At 67.3% G+C, this 20,244-nt stretch carries 18 protein-coding genes; 5 read left to right on the top strand and 13 right to left on the bottom strand.

The features are described 5' to 3' along the window. Window positions 1-19: 19 nt before the first annotated feature. Window positions 20-1,330, bottom strand: coding sequence for an MFS transporter (locus AC1VVG_RS06345; protein ID WP_175029114.1), 1,311 nt, complete (start codon window positions 1,328-1,330; stop codon window positions 20-22). A 190-nt stretch (window positions 1,331-1,520) separates the two neighbouring features. Between AC1VVG_RS06345 and AC1VVG_RS06340 the strand changes: the two genes are divergently transcribed. Continuing rightward, window positions 1,521-2,477: a LysR family transcriptional regulator gene (locus tag AC1VVG_RS06340; protein WP_034186611.1), complete on the top strand. Its 957-nt coding sequence runs from the start codon at window positions 1,521-1,523 to the stop codon at window positions 2,475-2,477. A gap of 58 nt (window positions 2,478-2,535) precedes the next feature. Here AC1VVG_RS06340 and AC1VVG_RS06335 read toward each other — a convergent pair whose 3' ends face one another. The 5 genes from AC1VVG_RS06335 to speB form a co-directional block, all read right to left on the bottom strand. Next, complete coding sequence (locus tag AC1VVG_RS06335) at window positions 2,536-3,606, bottom strand: porin (RefSeq protein ID WP_124670421.1); 1,071 nt, start codon at window positions 3,604-3,606, stop codon at window positions 2,536-2,538. A gap of 158 nt (window positions 3,607-3,764) precedes the next feature. Next, window positions 3,765-5,195 carry a purine-cytosine permease family protein gene (locus AC1VVG_RS06330; RefSeq protein ID WP_482835371.1) on the bottom strand — a complete coding sequence of 477 codons (1,431 nt, stop codon included), beginning with the start codon at window positions 5,193-5,195 and terminating at the stop codon, window positions 3,765-3,767. A gap of 303 nt (window positions 5,196-5,498) precedes the next feature. Beyond that, window positions 5,499-6,176 (bottom strand): SOS response-associated peptidase family protein, encoded by a 678-nt coding sequence (locus tag AC1VVG_RS06325; protein WP_482835370.1) that lies wholly within the window; start codon window positions 6,174-6,176, stop codon window positions 5,499-5,501. Between the two features lie 130 nt (window positions 6,177-6,306). Then, window positions 6,307-6,771, bottom strand: a complete 465-nt coding sequence (locus AC1VVG_RS06320) for a GNAT family N-acetyltransferase (RefSeq protein WP_034186607.1) — start codon at window positions 6,769-6,771, stop codon at window positions 6,307-6,309. Further along, a complete protein-coding gene (gene speB / locus AC1VVG_RS06315; protein ID WP_034186606.1) occupies window positions 6,764-7,732 on the bottom strand; it encodes an agmatinase in 969 nt (322 codons plus the stop codon). The genes AC1VVG_RS06320 and speB overlap by 8 nt, the downstream gene beginning before the upstream one ends. Window positions 7,733-7,860: 128 nt before the next feature. On the opposite strand from speB, the gene AC1VVG_RS06310 reads away from it, so the two are divergent. Then, window positions 7,861-8,778, top strand: coding sequence for a LysR family transcriptional regulator (locus AC1VVG_RS06310; protein WP_482835369.1), 918 nt, complete (start codon window positions 7,861-7,863; stop codon window positions 8,776-8,778). A 28-nt stretch (window positions 8,779-8,806) separates the two neighbouring features. Here AC1VVG_RS06310 and AC1VVG_RS06305 read toward each other — a convergent pair whose 3' ends face one another. From AC1VVG_RS06305 to AC1VVG_RS06275, 7 genes are all read right to left on the bottom strand, one after another. Continuing rightward, a complete protein-coding gene (locus tag AC1VVG_RS06305) occupies window positions 8,807-9,436 on the bottom strand; it encodes an NAD(P)H-binding protein (protein ID WP_034186604.1) in 630 nt (209 codons plus the stop codon). 330 nt (window positions 9,437-9,766) lie between these two features. Then, window positions 9,767-11,158, bottom strand: a complete 1,392-nt coding sequence (gene lpdA, locus AC1VVG_RS06300) for a dihydrolipoyl dehydrogenase (protein WP_482835368.1) — start codon at window positions 11,156-11,158, stop codon at window positions 9,767-9,769. A 5-nt stretch (window positions 11,159-11,163) separates the two neighbouring features. Continuing rightward, window positions 11,164-12,468 carry a dihydrolipoamide acetyltransferase family protein gene (locus AC1VVG_RS06295; protein WP_124609099.1) on the bottom strand — a complete coding sequence of 435 codons (1,305 nt, stop codon included), beginning with the start codon at window positions 12,466-12,468 and terminating at the stop codon, window positions 11,164-11,166. Between the two features lies 1 nt (window position 12,469). After that, a complete protein-coding gene (locus tag AC1VVG_RS06290) occupies window positions 12,470-13,510 on the bottom strand; it encodes an alpha-ketoacid dehydrogenase subunit beta (RefSeq protein WP_034186601.1) in 1,041 nt (346 codons plus the stop codon). Window positions 13,511-13,512: 2 nt separating this feature from the next. Beyond that, complete coding sequence (locus tag AC1VVG_RS06285) at window positions 13,513-14,745, bottom strand: 3-methyl-2-oxobutanoate dehydrogenase (2-methylpropanoyl-transferring) subunit alpha (protein ID WP_034186600.1); 1,233 nt, start codon at window positions 14,743-14,745, stop codon at window positions 13,513-13,515. 401 nt (window positions 14,746-15,146) lie between these two features. After that, window positions 15,147-15,773 carry a flavin reductase family protein gene (locus tag AC1VVG_RS06280; protein WP_034186599.1) on the bottom strand — a complete coding sequence of 209 codons (627 nt, stop codon included), beginning with the start codon at window positions 15,771-15,773 and terminating at the stop codon, window positions 15,147-15,149. 195 nt (window positions 15,774-15,968) lie between these two features. Beyond that, on the bottom strand, window positions 15,969-16,868 hold the full coding sequence (locus AC1VVG_RS06275) for a LysR family transcriptional regulator (RefSeq protein WP_059560597.1): 900 nt from the start codon (window positions 16,866-16,868) through the stop codon (window positions 15,969-15,971). Window positions 16,869-17,025: 157 nt separating this feature from the next. On the opposite strand from AC1VVG_RS06275, the gene AC1VVG_RS06270 reads away from it, so the two are divergent. The 3 genes from AC1VVG_RS06270 to AC1VVG_RS06260 all read left to right on the top strand — a co-directional run bounded on the left by AC1VVG_RS06270 (window position 17,026) and on the right by AC1VVG_RS06260 (window position 19,759). Further along, a complete protein-coding gene (locus AC1VVG_RS06270) occupies window positions 17,026-18,147 on the top strand; it encodes an alkene reductase (protein WP_034186597.1) in 1,122 nt (373 codons plus the stop codon). Window positions 18,148-18,223: 76 nt separating this feature from the next. Further along, window positions 18,224-18,652, top strand: a complete 429-nt coding sequence (locus tag AC1VVG_RS06265) for a DoxX family protein (protein ID WP_049033532.1) — start codon at window positions 18,224-18,226, stop codon at window positions 18,650-18,652. 102 nt (window positions 18,653-18,754) lie between these two features. After that, complete coding sequence (locus AC1VVG_RS06260) at window positions 18,755-19,759, top strand: quinone oxidoreductase family protein (RefSeq protein WP_482835367.1); 1,005 nt, start codon at window positions 18,755-18,757, stop codon at window positions 19,757-19,759. Window positions 19,760-20,244 lie beyond the last annotated feature (485 nt).

Raw genomic sequence — 20,244 nt, 5'->3', positions numbered from 1 at the left:
TGAATTCGTACGTTGAGGGTCAGTGCGAACCGAGCGCTTCGGCGGCAGCCGGCCGGGCCGCACGGCGCGCGTCGAGCGCCACGATGCAGAGCAGCGAAATGCCGGCGAGACCCGTGTAGAACACCGCGAGCGGCCACCACTGGCCGGCGAAGCGATGCGCGAGCCAGGTGCCCACGAGCGGCGTCAGGCCGCCGGCAATCGCGCCGCAGATCTGGTACGCGAGCGAGATCGCCGAATAGCGCACGTGCGCGGGGAAAACGTCGCTGACGAAACCCGCGATCACCGAATAGAAGCCGGCCATGCAGACGACCGCGAGCGCGATGCCTGCGATCAGCGACGCGGACGTGCCGCCCTGCACGAGCATGAACATCGGATACGGCGACAGCATCGCGAGCAGCGCGGCGAGCTTCAGGAAGCGCGCGCCGCCGATCCGCTCGGCGGTCCAGGCGGCGACCGGCTGCGCGACGAACTGGATGATCGCGACCGCGAACAGGCTGTCGAGGATCAGCGAGCGCGATACGCCGACGTACTGGGTCGTGTACGCGATCATGAACGTGTTCGTGAAATAGACGCCCGCGATGCCGATCGTGTTCGCGCCGATGCAGAGCAGCACCAGCCCCGACGCGGAGCGGAACACTTCGGCGACCGGCAGCTTCACCGTGCGGTTGGTTTCCTTCACCCGCGCGAATTCCGGCGATTCGTTCACGCCGAGCCGGATCAGGATGCCGACCACGAGCAGCACCGAACTCGCGAGAAACGGCAGGCGCCAGCCCCACGCGAGGAAGTCGGCCTTGTCCATCGACGTGACCGCCCGGAACGCGACCAGCGACAGGATCAGCCCGGCCGGGCTGCCGAGCTGCGCGAACGACGCGAAGAACGTGCGGCGCCCCTGCGGCGCATGCTCGCCCGCCATCAGCACCGCACCGCCCCATTCGCCGCCGACCGCGATGCCCTGCACCACGCGCAGCGCGACGAGCAGCACCGGCGCGAGCATGCCGACCGTCGAATAATCGGGCAGCAGCCCGACGCACACGGTCGCGACGCCCATCATCATCAGCGTCGTCATCAGCGCCTTCTTGCGGCCAACGCGGTCGCCGAGGTGGCCGAAGATCACGCCGCCGAGCGGCCGCGCGAAGAAGCCGACCGCGAACGTCGCGAACGACGCCATCGTGCTGACGAAGCGGTCGTGCGACGGAAAATAGAGCTCGCCGAACACGAGCGCGGCGGCGGTCGCGTAGATGTAGAAGTCGTACCACTCGATCATCGTGCCGATGAACGCGGCCGTCGCGGCACGCCCCGGCTGGCGCGCGGAAGGAAGGGACTGGGTCATGCGGGCTCCTGACGCACGCCGCTGCGGGGCGACGCGCAATATCGTGGTGACGACCGTCTCGCGCGGCCTCGCGCCGCACGCTGCGGCGCCCCTCCTTTATCGGCGACCGCAAATCATTAGTCAAATTTCAAGTTATTATTCGCTGTATAAATTCAACTAATGTCTACCCGACGCCTCGCCCGGAGACCCGATGCGCCCCGACCTTGCCCCGTTCCTGAACGACCGCCTCGACTGGAACCTGTTGCGCACCTATCTGGTGATCATGCAGGAGCGCAGCGTGAGCCGCGCGGCCGCGCGCCTGCACGTGACGCAGCCGGCCGTGAGCCAGGCGCTGCGGCGGCTCGAGGAGACGCTCGAGCGCCGGCTGATCGAGCGGCGCGGCGCGCATTTCGCGGCGACGCCGGCCGGCGAGGCCGTGTACCGGATCGCAAGCGACATCTACGGCGGCATCTCGCGCCTCGAAACCGAAATCGACGACAGCACGGCCGACCTGACCGGCTCGATCCGGCTGCTGACGGTGAGCCGCATCGAGTCGCCCGTCTACGACGAATTCCTCGCGGAATTCCATCGCGCGTATCCGCGCATCGACCTGCAGATCGAGGTGATGCGCTCGTCGGACATCCTGTCGTCGCTGCTGCAGAAGACGGCCACGGCCGGGCTCGGCCTGTGCCGCACGCCGCACGACAAGCTGGAGATGCGCTGTTTCCTGCGCCAGCGTTATGCGATCTACTGCGGCCGCCATCACCGGCTGTTCGGGCAGACGCAACTGCGGATGGACGATCTGCTCGCGGAGAATTTCGTGTCGTTCACGAGCGACCAGATCGGCGACAGCCTGTCGCCGCTCACCGTGTTCCGCGACCAGAAGGGCTTCACGGGGCGCATCGTGGCATCGTCGCCGAGCCTCGAGGAAGTGCGGCGGCTGATCTTCGCGGGTTACGGGATCGGCTGCCTGCCCGAGCACATCGTGCGCGACGACATCGCGCAGCAGCGGCTGTGGCGGCTGCCGCCCGATGACGGGCTCGTCGATGTCGACGTGTTCCTGCTGTGGCATCGCGACCGCAAGATGAACGCGGCCGAGCAGGCGTTTCTCGACGCGATGGAGCGCTGCATGCAGCGCTATTCGCTCGCGGAGCGGCTGGGGAAGTGACGGTGCGCCTGCGCGCGGAGAACACGCCGGGCGCAGGCGGCCCGGCGCGTCGCACGCATCAGAAACGATGCACGATGCCGAGTTGCACGCCGCGCGCATTCGCGCCCGGGTAGGCGAGCGGCAGGCCGGGGTTCGCCGCGCCGGCCAGCGTGTAGCCGGCCTGGTTGCGGTTGCGCAGGTACGACAGCGCGCCGTAGAAGCTCGTGCGCTTCGACAGGTCGTACTCGTACATCAGCCCCAACTGGTCCGCATTGTTGCCCTGCGACGACTGGTCATGCAGGTACGCGTAGCCGAGCGCGACATAGTTCGCCGGGTTGAACTGGTATTTGACCGACAGCCCGTACACGCGCGAATCGATCCCGAGGTCGGCCCACTTCACCGCGGAGAAACCGCCGTACACGGTTGCCTTGCCGATCTCGTACGAGGCGCCGGCCATGATCGTGCGATCGGTCGTGGTCGCCGTCGCGTTCTTCAGCCACTGGCCCGCGACGAACGCGCCGAACGGCCCGTGTTCGTAGGTCAGGTCGAACTGCTGGCTGGAACCGGCCGAGCGCACGCCGCCCGCGTCGCCGAAGCCGAAATACAGCCCGCCCCGGAAGCCCGCGATCTCCGGGCTCTGATACGACAGCGTGTTGCTGGTGCGGAACGCGAACACGGTCAGGTTGTCCATGCCGGATGCCTGCGTGACGCCGCCGAACGCGTCCTGCCCGCCCTGGTCGTTGAACAGCGGCGAATTCTGCCGGCCCGCGCGCAGCTTCCCCCACGCCCCCGCGACGCCGACCCACGCCTGCCGGTTGAACATGCTGCCGGCACTCGCCAGCGAACCGTCGTTCGGATTGAAGCCGTTTTCCAGCGCGAACTCGATCTTCTGCCCGCCGCCGATATCCTCGCCGCCCTTCAAGCCGAACCGGCTGCCCCACTGGCCACCCGAGTTGATCGCCGCCGTATAGCCGTTGCCCGTATTCACGTACTGCGCGAACTCGTCGATCACGCCGTACAACGTGACGCCGTCCTGCGCGAGCACGGTGCCCGATGCGGCGAGGCATGCGACCGTGACCGTCGCGCGAAGACCGGCGTGCACCGTCCGCGCCCGGCAATCGCTGCCGTACGCTTCAATATATTTAGTCATACTATTTAAATAAGCAGAGAAGGAAACGACACCGGGCGCGACAGTCACGCGGCACCGGTATCGCGGGAATGGGAATTGATCGGGTAGGTCCGGCGCGGACCGCACCCGGCTCGACGCTCAGGCCGGCAACGAGCCGGCCCGATGCGCGGGATGCGCCGTCAGTGGTGAACTTCGCCGCGTTCGAGCGGCAGGATCAGGCGCTCGGGAATGCTGCGACGCGATGCACGCGCGCCGATGTAATACAGCACGGCCGGCACGATCAGCCCGAGAATCCACGAGATGTCGGTGCCGCCGAGCGCATCGACGAGCGGCCCCGTGTAGATGTGCGTCGACATGAACGGCAGTTGCACGAGGATACCGACCACGTAGATCGTGATGGCCATCCCGTTCCAGCGTCCGTAGCGGCCGTCCGGATCGGACAGCGCCGGCACGTCGTAGCGCGAGCGCGTGAAGCAGTAGTAGTCGACGAGGTTGATCGCGCTCCACGGCGTGAAGAACGCGAGCAGGAACAGGATGAACGCGGTGAATTCCTTCAGGAACGAATGACGGCCGGCGAGCGCGATCAGCGTCGACACGCAGATCATCCCGACGATGTACACGAGGCGGCTCTTCGACGACACGGCGCCCTTGCCGCGAAAGCCGCTGACGATCGTCGCCATCGACATGAAGCTGCCGTACGCGTTGAGCGCCGTCACCGTCACCTTGCCTAACGCGATGCTGAAGTACAGCAGCGCCGCCACGGCGCCCGTCGAGCCGAGCCCGACGATATACGACACTTCGTGATGCGCGAACTGGCTGCCGGCCAGCGCGGCCGCGAAGACGCCGAACACCATCGCCGCCTGCGCGCCGATCACCGAGCCGAGCCCGACCGCGAGGAACGTCGCGACCGACGACGTCGAGCGTGGCAGGTAGCGCGAGTAATCGGCAACGTACGGGCCGAACGCGATCTGCCACGACGCGGACAGCGACATCGACAGCAGGAAGCTCGCGAGCGAGAAATGACGGTTCGCGAGCAGCGCGCCGACGTCGTGGTTCGCGAACAGCTGCGCGAACATGTAGACGAACGCGACGATGCCGACCACGCTCGCGATCCGGCCGACGAAGTGGATCGCGCGGTAGCCGAATACGGTCAGCACGACGATCACGGCCGCGAACAGCAGGATGCCGGCGGCGTCATCGACGTGCAGCAACTGCGCGACGGCCTGCCCGGCCAGCACCGAGCCGCTCGCGGAAAAGCCGATATACATCAGGCACACGAGCACGATCGGGATCATCGCGCCGTACACGCCGAACTGCACGCGGCTCGAGATCATCTGCGGCAGCCCGAGCTGCGGCCCCTGCGCGCCGTGCAGCGCCATCACGGCGCCGCCGACGAGCTGGCCGAGCAGCAGCGCGACCAGCGACCAGAACACGTCGCCTCCGAGCACGACCGCGAGCGCGCCCGTGACGATGGCCGTGATCTGCATGTTCGCCGACAGCCACAGCGTGAACTGGCTCAGCAGCCCGCCGTGGCGCTCGGCGTCGGGAATGAAGTCGATCGAGCGGACCTCGATCAGTCCGCCGGCCTTTCCACTCGAATTCGTTGACACGGGTCAATCTCCCCAATACTCAGGACCACACATGGTTTGAACGGGACAGGATGCAGCGAGCCGCCCTTTCGGCTCTGCGGATGCGGGGCGCCGTGGATCGCCGGCATGCGCCACGCACGCATGGTCTGCACGCTGGCGCGCAAGCGGCACGACGTGTGCCGACATTGCCAGCGGATGATCTTGTATATACAACTTGCGAGATATCGGTGATTACCCGGTATCGACCGATTTTCGAAATCGTCCGAACAATCGGTGCGGGGTCGGGCAATTTCGCCGCAAGCCGGACGTCGGAAAAATGAAAGGTCAGGCGCCGGCCGGCGGTGCCGGATCGGGCTCGGCCGTCATGCCGCCTGCGGGGAACAGGTTCAGCATGCGCCGCGCCGCTTCGATGTCGCGCGTGTGCAGCCACTCGTCGTAATCCTCGCTGCGCAGGATCACGACACCGCGCTTCTCGTCGGCGGGCCGATGCATTCGCGCGAACAGCGGATGATCGTCGGCGTTCACGGTGAGCATCGTCATGCCGATGCGGACGCGTCCGCCGCTGTCTTCGTGGTGACGCCAGAGACCGGCGACGCAATACGGCTGCCAGCCGTCGACGCCGATCCGGTGCCACACGTTGCGGCCGGTCTCGTAACACGGCTCGCAGATCCAGCGCACCGGAATCAGGCAGCGCTGGCCGTTGCGCCAGGCGTTCCCGTAGAGACGCGATGCGCCGACCGTTTCCGTGCGCGCGTTCACCGTATCGAGCTTCCTTCGTTTCCGGCCGTGCTCGTCGAGCCGCTCGGGCTGCATGAACTTCGGCCAGAAGCCGAACACGGCCGCCACGACCGCAAGGCCGTCGCCGTCGGCGCATGCAACGGGCGCCGCGTAGTCGGGATATACGTCGGATGCCCACGGGTCGCGGCGATACAGGTCGCCGATGCCGATCTTCAGTTCGCTGATGCCGGGGTCTTCGCCGGGAGCGCGGTAGTGAGTGCACACGGTTCGTGCCGACCATGGAGGCAATGCTTCCATCGTAGATCAGCGCGCATGCGGCAATGGCGTTATTGCTTGGTATGACGAAACAGTTTTACGGATCGCCGGCGTATCGAGATCCGGGCAGCGCATGCGGTCAGGCGCCCCGCCTCACCTGAAGCGTCAGGATTTCATCGCCGGCTTCATCGAGCCTGCCGGTCGGCATCCAGCCGAGATGTCGATAGAAACCGTGCGAGCGCGATGCGGGATCGGTCGAGCAGCCGAGAAACAGCGACGTGAAGCCGTTCGCCGCGAAATCGTCGATCACGCGCCGCAGCAGCCGCTTGCCGATCCCCGCCCCTTCGTACTCGGGCAGGATCGCGAGCACGACGATCTCGCCCGAAGCGGTAGCGCCGAAGCAGTAGCCGACCATGCGCCCGTCCGTGCAGCAGACATGGCCCGCGAACCGGCCGTCCCGGATCCCGTCGCCCCAGCTTTCGACGGTGATGCCGAGGTCGCGCAACTGCGCTTCGGTGAACGCGTTCTCGCGTGTCTTGCCGCGCAGTGCGATGCACGCGGCCGCGTCGCCGGGCACGGCCTTGCGCCAGATGAGGTCATCCATCGATCGATGTTTCCTTGGTGTGCCGCCGGCGCGACGCATACAGGCAGATCAGTTCCAGCGCGATCGTCGCGCCGGCCAACGACGTGATTTCAGCATGATCATACGGCGGCGACACCTCGACCACGTCCATGCCGACCAGGTTGATGCCGTCGAGGTGACGCAGGATCTCGAACGCCTGGTGGCTCGACAATCCGCCCGACACCGGCGTACCGGTGCCCGGCGCGAACGCCGGGTCGAGACAGTCGATGTCGAACGTCAGGTACACCGGATGATCGCCGACCCGCTCGCGAATCCGCGCGGCGACCGTGGCCGGCGTCGACGCATGCACGCGGCGCGCATCCTGGATGTCGAATCCCATCGGCTCGTCGTTGGTGGTCCGGATGCCGATCTGCGCCGATCGCGCGGGCACGACCCACCCTTCCCGCGCCGCGTGATAGAACATCGTCCCGTGATCGATGCGCTTCACGTCGCGGTCGGGCCAGGTGTCGGTGTGCGCATCGAAATGCACGAGCGACAGCGGGCCGTGCACCTTCGCATGCGCCTTCAGCAGCGGATACGTGATGAAGTGATCGCCGCCGAGCGTCAGCATCGCGCAGCCGCTCGCGAGGATCGCATCGGCATGCCGCTCGATCGCACCCGGCACCGATTCCGGCTGCCCGAGATCGAACGCGCAATCGCCGTAGTCGACCGCGGCCAGCACGTCGAACGGATCGAACGACCACGGCCATGGCCGCTCCCACGCGAGGCCCGTCGACGCGATCCGCAACCCGCGCGGGCCGAAGCGCGTGCCAGGCCGGTGCGACGCGGCGGCGTCGAACGGCACGCCGGTGATCGCGAGATCGACGCCGTCGAGATCGCGGCTGAAACGCCGCCGCATGAAGCTCGTCGCGCCCGCAAACGTCGGTTCGGCCTGGGTGCCGTGGAGGCTGTCGCGCGTAAACGCGAAATCGTTCTGGCTCATCGTCGGATTCCTGTCTGAAGGGGACACGGCCGCGCGGCTGGCGACCTCGTGCCCGATTCTGCCGCCACGGCATCCAACGAAAAATATGAACTAACATAAGCCGACTTCACGAAATGCGATGTATTGCCATGCTGACCCGGCTCCGAGACATGGATTTGCAGTTGCTGCGGCTGTTCCTGACGATCGCCGAGTGCGGCGGCTTCAGCGCCGCGCAGGGCACGCTCGGCATGGCGCCTTCGACCATCAGCACGCAGATGGCCAAGCTCGAGACGCGCCTCGGGTTCCGGCTGTGCGATCGCGGCAAGCGCGGCTTCCGGCTGACGCCGAAAGGCGAGCGCGTGCTGCAGTCGACGCGGCGGCTCCTGCAGGCGATGGACGTGTTCACGCGCGACACGCAGCACGTGTCGGGCACGTTGCTCGGCGAGCTGCGGGTGGGTTTGTCCGAACGGCTCGCGCCGGACGTCGTCGAATCGATCGCGGCGGCCGTCGGCCGTTTTCGCGAACAGGCGCCGGACGTGCTGATCGAGATGCTCGCGGTTCCGCCCGACGAACTGGAGCGCAGGCTGCTGAAAGGCGAACTGCAGCTCGCGATCGGCTATTTTTCCGGCCATCAGGCCGGCCTGCACTACGCGCCGCTGTTCGTCGAACATCAGTCGCTGCATTGCGGCGCACGCCATCCGCTGTTTGCGAAAAAAAGCGTGTCGGCGAGCGACATCGCGCGCGCGAGCAACGTCGCGCGGCTCTACAAGACGAACACGTCGGGTGCGGCGCTGCGCAACGCACAACCGACCGCGTTCTCCGAAAACGTCGACGCCGACGTGATCTTCATCCTGTCCGGCGCGCATGTCGGGTTCCTGCCCGACCACGTCGCGGCGCCGTGGATCGCTGCCGGGACGATGCGCCGGCTGCTTGCCAGCAAGCTGAGCCACACGGTCGAATTCCAGCTCGCGACGCCGCGGAACCGCGACGGCAGCGACGCGATGGACGCGTTCACCGCGGCGCTCGCCGAACAGTTCGGCGGGCTCGATGACTGGTCGGGCCGGTAACCGGCTACGCGAGGCAGCCCGCCGCGCGTCAGACGAGCCGGTCCGATGCGACGACGTGCACGCCCGGCCGCGCGTCGATCGCGGCATCGACCAGCGCCCGCGCGATCCGCGACGCCGGATTCACGCGCCACTTCGCCGGCAGCACCGGCCCGACCGCGTTCAACGCGAACACGAACAGCCGCTCGCCGAACCTGAATTCGTCACGACTGCCGCCGATCAGGCCCGGCCGCACATAGGTGAGCGACGCAAAGCCGACGCCGGCCAGCGCCTGCTCGACCTCGCCCTTCACGCGGTTGTAGAAGATGCGCGACGCGGCATCCGCGCCGAGTGCGGAATTCAGCACGTAGGTCGGCGTGCCGTGCCGGTGCGCGTGCCGCGCGACGGCCAGCGGATAATCGTGATCGACGCGCCGGAAGGCCGCCTGCGATCCGGCGGCCCGCATCGTCGTGCCGAGCGTGCAAATGACCGCATCGGCCTGCCACCAGTCGGCCGTGTCGGGCAACTGGTCGAAATCGACCTCCAGCGCGCGCATCTTCGGATGCGGGGACAGCGGCCGGCGCGCGAGGACGATGACCTGATCGACCCGCGAATCGGCAAGCGCGACTTCGAGGACGTGGCGCCCGACGAGTCCGGTCGCGCCGACGAGCAGCAGTTTCATGTCCGGTTCTTCCGTGTGAAGCCTGCGTTGGCGGGCCCGATGCGGCCCGGTTTCCGGCTATCGACATGATCCCCGGCCGGCCGCTCGCGCACAACCCGTCCGTTGTCTCCAAAAATTACCGATCGGGCGTCTTCCCTGTCCTGTCGCGCGCCACGACGCGGCCGACGCCGGCCCGATCGACAGCCGGCCTTCGGCGATCAGCGCCGGCGCGGAAGCCGGCATCGATGCATTCCGCATACCGACTGGATGCACACGACGCAAGCGTGAAAAAGCACGAACCGCCGATGCCCGCATGGCACACCGGCGGTTCCGTTTCAGGCGGCCCGCCTATCAGACATGCAACGCGTGCCCGAGCGCGCGCAATGCGGCCTCCTGCAGCGCCTCACCCAGCGTCGGATGCGCGTGGATCGTGCCGCCGATATCCTCCAGCCGCGCGCCCATCTCCAGCGACTGCGAGAACGCCGCGGCCAGTTCCGACACGCCGCGTCCGACGGCCTGCCAGCCGACGATCAGGTGATTGTCGCGTCGCGCGACGACGCGCACGAAGCCGTCGGTCGCCTGCAGCGTCATCGCGCGCCCGTTCGCCGCGAACGGGAACGATGCGCTCACGCAATCGACGCCGGCCGCATGCGCATCGTCCGGCGACCAGCCGGCCGTCACGATCTCGGGATCGGTGAAGCACACGGCCGGAATCGACGCCGGCACGAACTGGCGGCGCCGGCCGGCAATCAGCTCGGCCACCATCTCGCCTTGCGCCATCGCGCGATGCGCGAGCATCGGCTCGCCCGCGACGTCGCCGATCGCCCATACGTTGCGCATCGACGTCCGGCACGTGTCGTCGATCCGCAGCGCGAGGCCGTTGCGATCGAGCTGCAGCGTCTCCAGCCCGAATCCGTCGACGCGCGGCCGGCGGCCGACGGCCACCAGCACGCGATCGGCCGGCAGCGTCTGCTCGGCGCCGTCGGCGGCCTGCACGCGCACCGCGCCGTGCTCCGCCAGCCCGAGCACCTGGTGGCCAAGCCACAGCCGGACGCCGAGCCGCGCGAGTGAATCGGCAACCGGCCGCCCGAGTTCCGCATCGTATGCAGGCAGCACGCGCTCGGCCGCCTCGACGACGCTGACGTCGACACCGAGCTTGCGATAGACGGTCCCGAGTTCGAGCCCGATGTACCCGGCGCCGACGACGACCAGCCGCTTCGGCAACGTCGCGGGCGACAGCGCCTCGGTCGACGACACGACGTGCCCGCCGAACGGCATCGTCGGCAGCTCGACCGGCTCGGAACCCGTCGCGAGCAACAGGTGTTCGCAACCGATCCGCACCGAATGATTGCCGGTGACGACGTCGACGGTCTTGCCGTCGATCACGTGGGCGTCGCCGTGCAGCACGCGCACGCCGTTTTTCTTGAGCAGCGCGCCGACGCCGCGCGTCAGCCGGTCGACGATGCCGTCCTTCCACGCGACGCTTTTCGCGATGTCGAGCTCGGGCGTGCGCACGCGGATCCCGAGCGCGCCTTCGCCCGCCTGGCCGCACGCCTGTTCGAACGCATCGGCCACGTGGATCAGCGCCTTCGACGGAATGCAGCCGATGTTCAGGCACGTACCGCCGAGCCGGTCGCGCTCGACCAGCACGGTCGGAATGCCGAGCTGGCCGGCGCGGATCGCGGCGACGTAGCCGCCCGGGCCGCCGCCGACGACGAGCAGTGTGGTGTGTTCGTTCTTCATCGCGCTCACTCCACGAACAGCAGTGCCGGGCGTTCGAGCACCGCGCGCACGGCCTGGATGAATTCGGCCGCATCCGCGCCGTCGACGACGCGATGATCAAACGACGACGACAGGTTCATCAGCTTGCGCGCGACGACCGCCCCGTCGCGGATCATCGGCCGCTCGACGATCCGGTTCACGCCGACGATGCCGACTTCCGGGTGATTGATCACCGGGGTCGACACGATGCCGCCGAGCGCGCCGAGGCTCGAAATCGTGATCGTCGACCCGCTCAACTCGTCGCGCTGCGCGCGGTTCGCGCGCACGGCATCGGCGAGCCGCGCGATTTCCGCCGAGATCGACCACACGTCGCGCGCTTCGGCATGGCGCAGCACGGGCACCGTGAGCCCGCCGTCCGTCTGCGTCGCGACCCCCATGTGCACCGCGCCGTAACGCGTGACGACGCCTGCTTCGTCGTCGAAACGCGCGTTGATCTGCGGGAAATCGCGCAGCGCGATCACCATCGCGCGGATCAGCAGCGGCAGCGGCGTGAGCTTGCCGCGCGTGTCGCCGTAGCGTCGGTTCAGTTCCGTGCGCAACGACTCGAGCTCGGTGACGTCGATTTCCTCGACGTAGCTGAAGTGCGGGATGCGGCGTTTCGCTTCCTGCATCTTGCGCGCGATCGCGCGGCGCAAGCCGATCACCGGCACCTCGGTCTCGTCGTTGCGTTCGTCGTAGCCGTGCGCGTGCACCGGCCGCGCCGCGCCGCCGCCCGCATACGCATCGAGGTCCGCGTGCAGGATCCGCCCGGCTTCACCGGTGCCGCGCACATAGCGCAGCTCGATGCCCATGTCCCACGCGCGCTGACGCACGGCCGGCGACGCGAGCGGCCGTTCGCCCGGCGCGAGCGCCGCGCGCGGCTGCGCCGCCGGTGCGTCACGACGCGGCCGCGCCGGAGCGTCGCTCGCCGTCGGCCGTGCAGGCGGCTCGGCCGGCACGTCGACCGCCGGCTTCGCCGGCGCCGCCGCGACCGGTGCGGTTGCTACCTTTGTTTCCCGCACCGGTGCGCCGGCCTTCAGGTTACCGTCGCCTTCGACTTCGAGTCGAATCAGCTCGCTGCCGACCGCCATCATCTCGCCGATCCGGCCGCCCAGTTCGATCACCTTGCCCGTCACCGGCGACGGAATCTCGACCGCCGCCTTGTCGGTCATCACGTCGGCGAGCGGCTGGTCTTCCTTGATCGTCTGCCCGACTGCCACATGCCAGGCCACCAGCTCGACCTCGGCGATCCCTTCGCCGATATCCGGCATCTTGATGACATGAATCCCCATTTCACGCCTCCATCACGCGTCGCAACGCTTCACCGACCCGGGCCGGGCCCGGAAAGTACGCCCATTCCTGCGCATGCGGATACGGCGTATCCCAGCCCGTCGTGCGCTCGACCGGCGCTTCGAGGTGGTAGAAGCAGTGTTCCTGAACCAGCGAAACGAGTTCCGCGCCGAAGCCGCAGGTGCGCGTCGCCTCGTGCACCACGACGCAGCGCCCGGTCTTGCGGACCGACGCGACGATCGTGTCGAGATCGAGCGGCCACAGCGTGCGCAGGTCGATCACCTCCGCGTCGATGCCCGTCTCCTCGGCGGCGGCGAGCGATACGTGCACGGTCGTGCCGTACGTCAGCACCGTCACGTCGCTGCCGGGCCGCGCGATGGCGGCCGTGTCGAGCGGCACCGTGTAATAACCCTCGGGCACCGCGCTCGCCGGATGCTTGAGCCACGACGTGACCGGCCGTTCGTGATGGCCGTCGAACGGCCCGTTGTACAGCCGCTTCGGCTCGAGGAAGATCACCGGATCGTCGTTTTCGATCGACGCGATCAGCAGCCCTTTCGCGTCGTACGGATTCGACGGCATCACCGTGCGCAGCCCGCACACCTGCGTGAACATCGCCTCCGGGCTCTGGCTGTGCGTCTGGCCGCCGTAGATGCCGCCGCCGCACGGCATCCGGATCGTCATCGGCGCGGTGAACTGGCCGGCCGAGCGATAGCGCAGCCGCGCGCCTTCCGACACGATCTGGTCCGACGCCGGGTAGAAATAGTCGGCGAACTGGATCTCGCACACCGGGCGCAGCCCGTACGCGCCCATTCCGACCGCCGCGCCGACGATCCCGCCTTCGGAGATCGGCGCATCGAACACGCGCGACTTGCCGTATTTGTTCTGCAGTCCTTCGGTACAGCGGAACACCCCGCCAAAATAACCGACGTCCTGCCCGAACACGACCACGTCGCTGTCGCGGCCGAGCATCACGTCCATCGCGGAGCGCAGCGCCTGGATCATCGTCATCGGCTGCGTCGCCGTGTCTGTCTCATGTTGCGCCATGATCATGCTCCCAGTTCCTGGCGCTGGCGGCGCAGGTGCGCGGGCAGCTCCTTGTACACGTCGTCGAACATCGAGGCCGGCGACGGAATCCGGTCGTCGGCCAGCGTCCCGTATTGCTCCGCTTCCTTCTGCGCGGCAATCACCTCGGCCTCGAGTTCGGCCGTCAGCGCCTCGTGTGCGCTGTCCGACCAGATGCCCTTCGCGATCAGGTGACGCTTGAAACGCTCGATCGGGTCGCCGAGCGGGAAATGGGACCAGTCGTCGCTCGGCCGGTACTTGGTCGGATCGTCCGACGTCGAATGCGCGCCCGCGCGGTAGGTCACCCACTCGATCAGCGTCGGGCCGAGATTGCGGCGCGCGCGCTCGGCGGCCCAGCTCGACGCCGCGTAGATCGCGAGGAAGTCGTTGCCGTCGACCCGCAGCGACGCGATCCCGCAGCCGACGCCGCGCCCCGCGAAGGTCGTGCCTTCGCCGCCCGCGATCGCCTGGAACGTCGAGATCGCCCACTGGTTGTTGACGACGTTCAACACGACCGGCGCGCGGTACACGTGCGCGAACGTGAGCGCGGTATGGAAGTCGGCTTCGGCCGTCGCGCCGTCGCCGATCCACGCGGACGCGATCTTCGTGTCGCCCTTGATCGCCGACGCCATCGCCCAGCCGACCGCCTGGATGAACTGCGTCGCGAGGTTGCCGGAAATGGAGAAGAAGCCCGCTTCGCGGTCGGAATACATCACCGGAAGCTGGCGGCCTTTCAGCGGGTCGCCTTCGTTCGACATCAGCTGGCAGATCATCCGTTCGAGCGGCACGTCGCGCGCGATCAGGATGCTCTGCTGCCGGTAGGTCGGGAAGCACATGTCGCCGTCGCGCAGCGCCATCGCGTGCGCGGTGCCGATCGCCTCCTCGCCGAGGCTCAACATGTAGAAGGAGATTTTCTTCTGGCGCTGCGCGATCATCATGCGCGCGTCGAAAATGCGGGTCTTGAGCATCGCGCGCAGCCCGGCGATCAGTCGCGCGTCGTCGAGCTCCGGCGCCCACGGGCCGACGGCCTGGCCGCTGTCGTCGAGCACGCGCACGAGGCTGCGGGCGAGATTGGCGGTGTCCGCCGCGGCCACGTCGATCGGCGGGCGGCGGACCGCGCCGGCCGGCGATAGATGCAGATAGGAAAAATCCGTCTTGCAGCCCGGACGCCCGGTGGGCTCCGGCACATGCAGACGCAATGGCTCTGACAGGCTCATCGTGTCGTCTCCACGCTCGATTGTGTCTCACGCTGTTGGGAACGCGCGGCCGGTTGCCGGCCTGCGCGCGGGTTGGCGCGCGGATAAGCGCGTCAACCTTGGAAATCTATGCCTTGCGGCGCCGGGCGTCGATGTCCAAGCCGCTCGTTCGTCGTGAGCAGATTTGCCATGGCAGAGGTCCACGGCGCGCGTGGGGCGGGCGGAACCGGCGAAGGATGTGGTTGCTGCAGTGCAAGACCGCCGGGCCGGCCGCGATCGGGCATCGGGGGCGGACGAATCGGCCCGTCCCTCTCATGCGAGGGTACGAAGCAAAAGACCCCGCGACATCGTTGCGCTGCGCGGGGTCCTTTCAGGTTCGGGCGCTTCGGCGCCCGGTCGCCGGCTTGCGCCGGCGCGATCGATCACGCGTCGGGACGGAAAATGTCGAAGCGACTGTCGGGCTTTACGTGCACGTAGGCCGACGGACCGCCCGCACGAAGAATGATGCCGGCGCCAAACGTGTCGAAGATGCCGTCCTTCAGCAGGTCGTGGCGGATATGGACGGCGATGACTTCGCCCAGCACGAGCGTTGCCGGCGTTTCGACACCGTGATGGTCGCGCAGCCGAATCACGTCGGTCACCTTGCATTCGAAGTTGACGCCGCTTTCCGCGACGCGCGGCACGTTGACGAGGCGCGACGGCACCGCGGTCAAGCCGCCGAGTTCGAACTCGTTCACGTCGTACGGCACGGCGGCGCAGGTCTGGTTCATCCGCTCGGCGAGCTCGCGCGTCGCGAGGTTCCACACGAACTCGCCCGTCTCCTGCACGTTGCGCAGGCTGTCCTTGGCGCCGGTACTCGAAAAGCCGATGATCGGCGGGCGATAGTTGAACGCGTTGAAGAAGCTGTATGGCGCGAGGTTGAGTGTGCCGTCGCTGCCGCGAGAAGAGATCCAGCCGATCGGGCGCGGGCCCACGATCGCGTTCAACGGATCGTGCGGCAGGCCGTGGCCTTGCGACGGTTCGTAATAGTGATGGGTCGAGTCGGTCATGACGATGTTTTTGCGTGACGCAAACGATGTTGGAGGCGGTCGGCGGGACGCGTGTGCCGATGGCGACCCACGCGTCCGGTACGACGGGCGTCGCCAGTATCACATGACGCCGTTTTTGCCGCAGCGCAGCGGCAACGCCAATGAAGGCTTCGCGTGTCCCGGTGCCCGCGTTGTGCCGGCGCACGGCGTCGCGCTTCAGGCGTCCGGTTCGCCGGGACGCGTCAGATGGTCGATCAGCCACTGCGTCGCGGGTCCGCACGCACGATCGGCCCGCCTGATCAACGACAGGCCGTATCGAAACACCTCGCGATCCGACAACCGCACGACGGCCAGCCGGCCTTGTCGCAAGTCATCGTCGACCAAATGCATCGGCATCGAGCCCCAGCCGAGCCCCTCGAGCAACAAGCGATGCTTGGCGCCGAGGTCCGCAGTCTTCCATGTGCGGGTCGCATAAACGCCGAACGACTGCCCTTCGGTCAGTTTGCTGCGGTCCGTCAACACGAGTTGCGTATATTCGCGCGCCTCGGACAGAGCAACACGCCCGCGGCGCTGCGCGAGCGGATGCGTGGGCGCAGCGACCGTGACCAGCTCGATCGAGCCCATGGACGTTGCATCGATGGCATCAGGCCAGTTTTGCGCAGGCCCGCTGATGCCGAGGGCGCATCCGCCGTCGACCACCAGCTTCATCACCCCACCGAGCGCTTCGATGGTGAGGTTGAGCGCGACAGTCGGAAATTCGTCGGCGAACGCGCCCAACCCATCGACGAGTCTCGCCAGTGGAAACATCACGTCCACCGCCAGCGACAGTTCTGCTTCCACGCCTCCGCGCAACCCGGCGGTTTTGGCCAGCAACTGGCCTGCCAGCATGTCGAGCCGCCGGGCGTCGGCCAGGACGATTTCACCGGCCGCCGTCAACGTCGGCCGCCGCTTGCCACGTTCGAACAGCGGCACGCCGAGCAACGACTCGAGATTGGCGATCGCGTAACTGACGACGGATTGGGCGCGCTCGAGCCGCCGGGCCGCGCCGGAAAAACTGCCGGCTTCGACAACCGCGATGAACGCGCGCAATTGATCCAGATTGGGGCTTCGCTCCATGATCCATCAAGAAAATGGATTTTAACGATCCATTTTAGACGATTGTTTAGATTACAGCCTTCTCCTAAATTCCTGCTCAGCAGCGTTCGAAGCGCGCATGCCGGACATCCCGGATCGCGCCTCGGCGCCCTCGTGAACACCACAGGAAAATCGAATCATGACGCTCGACAGCTCCCTTCCCCGCCGTTCGGAAACGGCCGGCCCCACGTTGTTCGACCCACTCGAGCTCGGCCCGGTCACGCTCGGGAACCGCATCGTGATGGCACCGATGACGCGCAGCCGCGCCGGCGCCGGCGATGCGCCCGGCGCGATCAATGCCGTCTACTACGCCCAGCGCGCGTCCGCCGGCCTGATCGTTACGGAAGGCACGCAGATCTCCCCGCAGGGCAAGGGTTATCCGTCCACGCCGGGGATTTACAGCGATGCGCAAATCGCCGGCTGGAAGCGGGTGACCGATGCCGTGCATCGCGAAGGCGGCCGCATCTTTGTCCAGCTCGCGCACGTCGGGCGCATCGGCCACCCGGATCTGCAGCCCGACGGCGCACTACCCGTCGCGCCGTCGGCCATTCGACCGGACGGCCAGGCATTCACGCCGAGCGGCCCGCAACCGCATCCCGTGCCACGCGCGCTCGAGACGCACGAAATTCCCCGCATCGTCGAGCAATACGCGCAAGCGGCACATGCCGCGTTGCAGGCAGGCTTCGATGGTGTCGAAATTCACGCGGGAAACGGCTATCTGCTCGACCAGTTCCTGCGCGACGGCACGAACCGGCGCACGGACCCGTACGGCGGCACGATCGACAAGCGTATCCGGCTGCCGCTCGACGTCGTGCGCGCGGTCGGGCATGTCGTGGGCCCCGGTCGCGTGGGCGTCCGCATTTCTCCGGTCACGCCGTATTTCGGCGGCATCGCGGACAGCCACCCGCAGGCGCTGTTTGACCGGTTCGCCGACCGGCTCACCGGTCTCGCGGCCTACCTGCATGTCGTCGAAGGCATTCCCCAGGTGGCGGCCGATCAGACGCCGCCGTTCGACTATCGCGCATTGCGCCGTGCCTTCGGTGGACTCTACGTCGCTAACGGCGGCTACACGAAAGCGCGTGCGCAACAGGCACTGGACGAGGGCAGTGCCGATCTCGTGTCGTTCGGTTACCCGTTCATCGCGAACCCCGATCTGGTGACGCGCATTCGACACGATCGCCCGCTCGCGCAGGCCGACATGTCCACCGCTTACGGCGGCGGCGAGGCCGGCTATACCGACTATCCGGCGCTCGACGCATAAGCGGAAAGCCGCTCGACAGCACAAAGATCACCCGCCAGGATCAGCGATCCATCCACCCAATAATTACGGATTCCATATGATTAATTCGATCAATCGCACACTCTACCGGACGGCCGTGCAAACGCCCGTCGTCAACATCCTGCTCTCCGTGCTCGTACGGCTTCTCATCGCCGGCGTCTATCTCGGCGCGGGGATCAGCAAGGTCTTCAACTATGCGGGCACCCGGCTATACATGGAGCACATGGGCGTATCGGGCGCGCTGCTTCCGCTCGTGATCGTCGTCGAGGTCGCCGGCGGCCTGGCGCTGATCACGGGCTTCATGACACGGCTCGCGGCGCTCGGACTCGCGATCTTCTCGATCATCGCCGCGGCGATCTTCCACGGCGGCGGCGACCAGACTCAGCAGACGTTCTTCATGATGAACCTGTCGATGGCAGGCGGTCTGCTCGCACTCGTCCTGAACGGAGCCGGTCGTGTCGCGTTCGATCGCGCTCAACCGGACTGATCCGCCGGGCATCGGGCAACACGCCTCCACTGCGCGGCCGGAGCCGGCCCGCGCTTCATTCATCCCCGGGGGCGAGCCCCCCTTTGCAAGCGAGATTTTTTCATGAGCAGCATGCATGCCATCCAGATCGACCGTGTCGGCGATCCTTCCGTCCTCCGTCCGGTCGTGATCGAGCGTCCGACGCCTGCCGCCGACGAGGTTCTCGTGCGGGTCACGCGTGTCGGACTGAACTTCGCGGAAACGCTGCAACGCGCCGGCACCTATCCGGGTCCGGCGCTGACGCTGCCGGCAGTGCCGGGCTCGGAAGTCGTCGGCACCGTCGCTGCCGTGGGCGCGGATGTCCGGAATATCCAGATCGGCGCGCGTGTCGCGGCGCCGCTGTTCGGCGCGATGCGCGCGACCGGGGGCTACGCCGAATACGTGACGCTCGGCGCCGCGCTGATTACCGCGATTCCCGACGAAGTCTCCGACGACGACGCGGTCGCCGTGATGCTGCAGGGGCTGGTGGCCCGCGTGCTGCTGCGCGAGACGCCCGTGGCCGCACGCACGGTCGCGATCACCGCCGCAGCCGGCGGCGTCGGTTCACTGCTGATCCAGCTGGCGAGACTCGACGGAGCACGCTCGATCGTGGGCCTCGCGGGTTCAACGGACAAGTTGCGGGCAGTACGCGCGCTCGGCGCAGATCAAGCCATCAGCTATCGCGACGGCGACTGGGCCGACGGGTTGCGCACGGCGCTCGGCGGCACCGGACCCGACGTCGTGTTCGATTCGATTGGCGGAACGGTGGCCCGCACGCTTGCATCCGGCCTCGCGACATACGGCCGCTTCGTCAGCTATGGCGCGGCCAGCGGCCAGTTGCTCACGGTCGACGAAACCCTGATGAATATACTGATCTTCGGCTGCCGTTCGCTGTCCGGCTTCGCGCTTCATGCGTTCCTCACCAACGACGTCGTGCACAGGGCCCTCGTTGAACTGTTCGGCTTGCTGGCAACCGGCAAGCTGAAACCGCTGATCGGCGGCAGCTATGGATTCGACGCGATCGCCGACGCGCATCGGGCACTCGAAAGCGGTCAAACGACCGGCAAGCTGATATTGCGCGTCGAATGAGTAGGTGATGCACCGCGGCCGACCTGTGCCGGGATATCGCGCTCGCATCATCGGAAACGAGCCATGCGAACGGGCAGGTCTCGGATGGCCGGGGATCTGCCAACGCTTCACCAGCGGCAACATCCGTCCCCGACACCGCGGCCTCCGACGAATGGCCACGCCGCACAAACAAAAAACCCGCGAGCGCTTCAATTCTCGCGGGGTTTTTTCAGACCTTCATCGAAACGCATCGAAGCGATCGTGGTGCCGGGGACCGGACTCGAACCGGCAAGCCAGTTAAGGCGGCGGATTTTCGTCACACTGCTTCTTTCAAAGCCGGCGTCGCGTAAGCGAAGCCGTTCGTGCGCTGGACTATGCCTTCACCGTCGCGCGCGGGCGTGACCGCTGCCCGTGCGCCTTAGGCGCCCCCCGTCTAGTCTCTACACCTTCCTCGCGGATGCCGCGAGGCTTGGCTCGGCGTTGCCTCGATGCGCGCATCAGGGGTT

It is taken from the genome of Burkholderia sp. L-4 (assembly GCF_056856535.1).
This window is presented reverse-complemented; position numbering and strand designations above follow the sequence as displayed.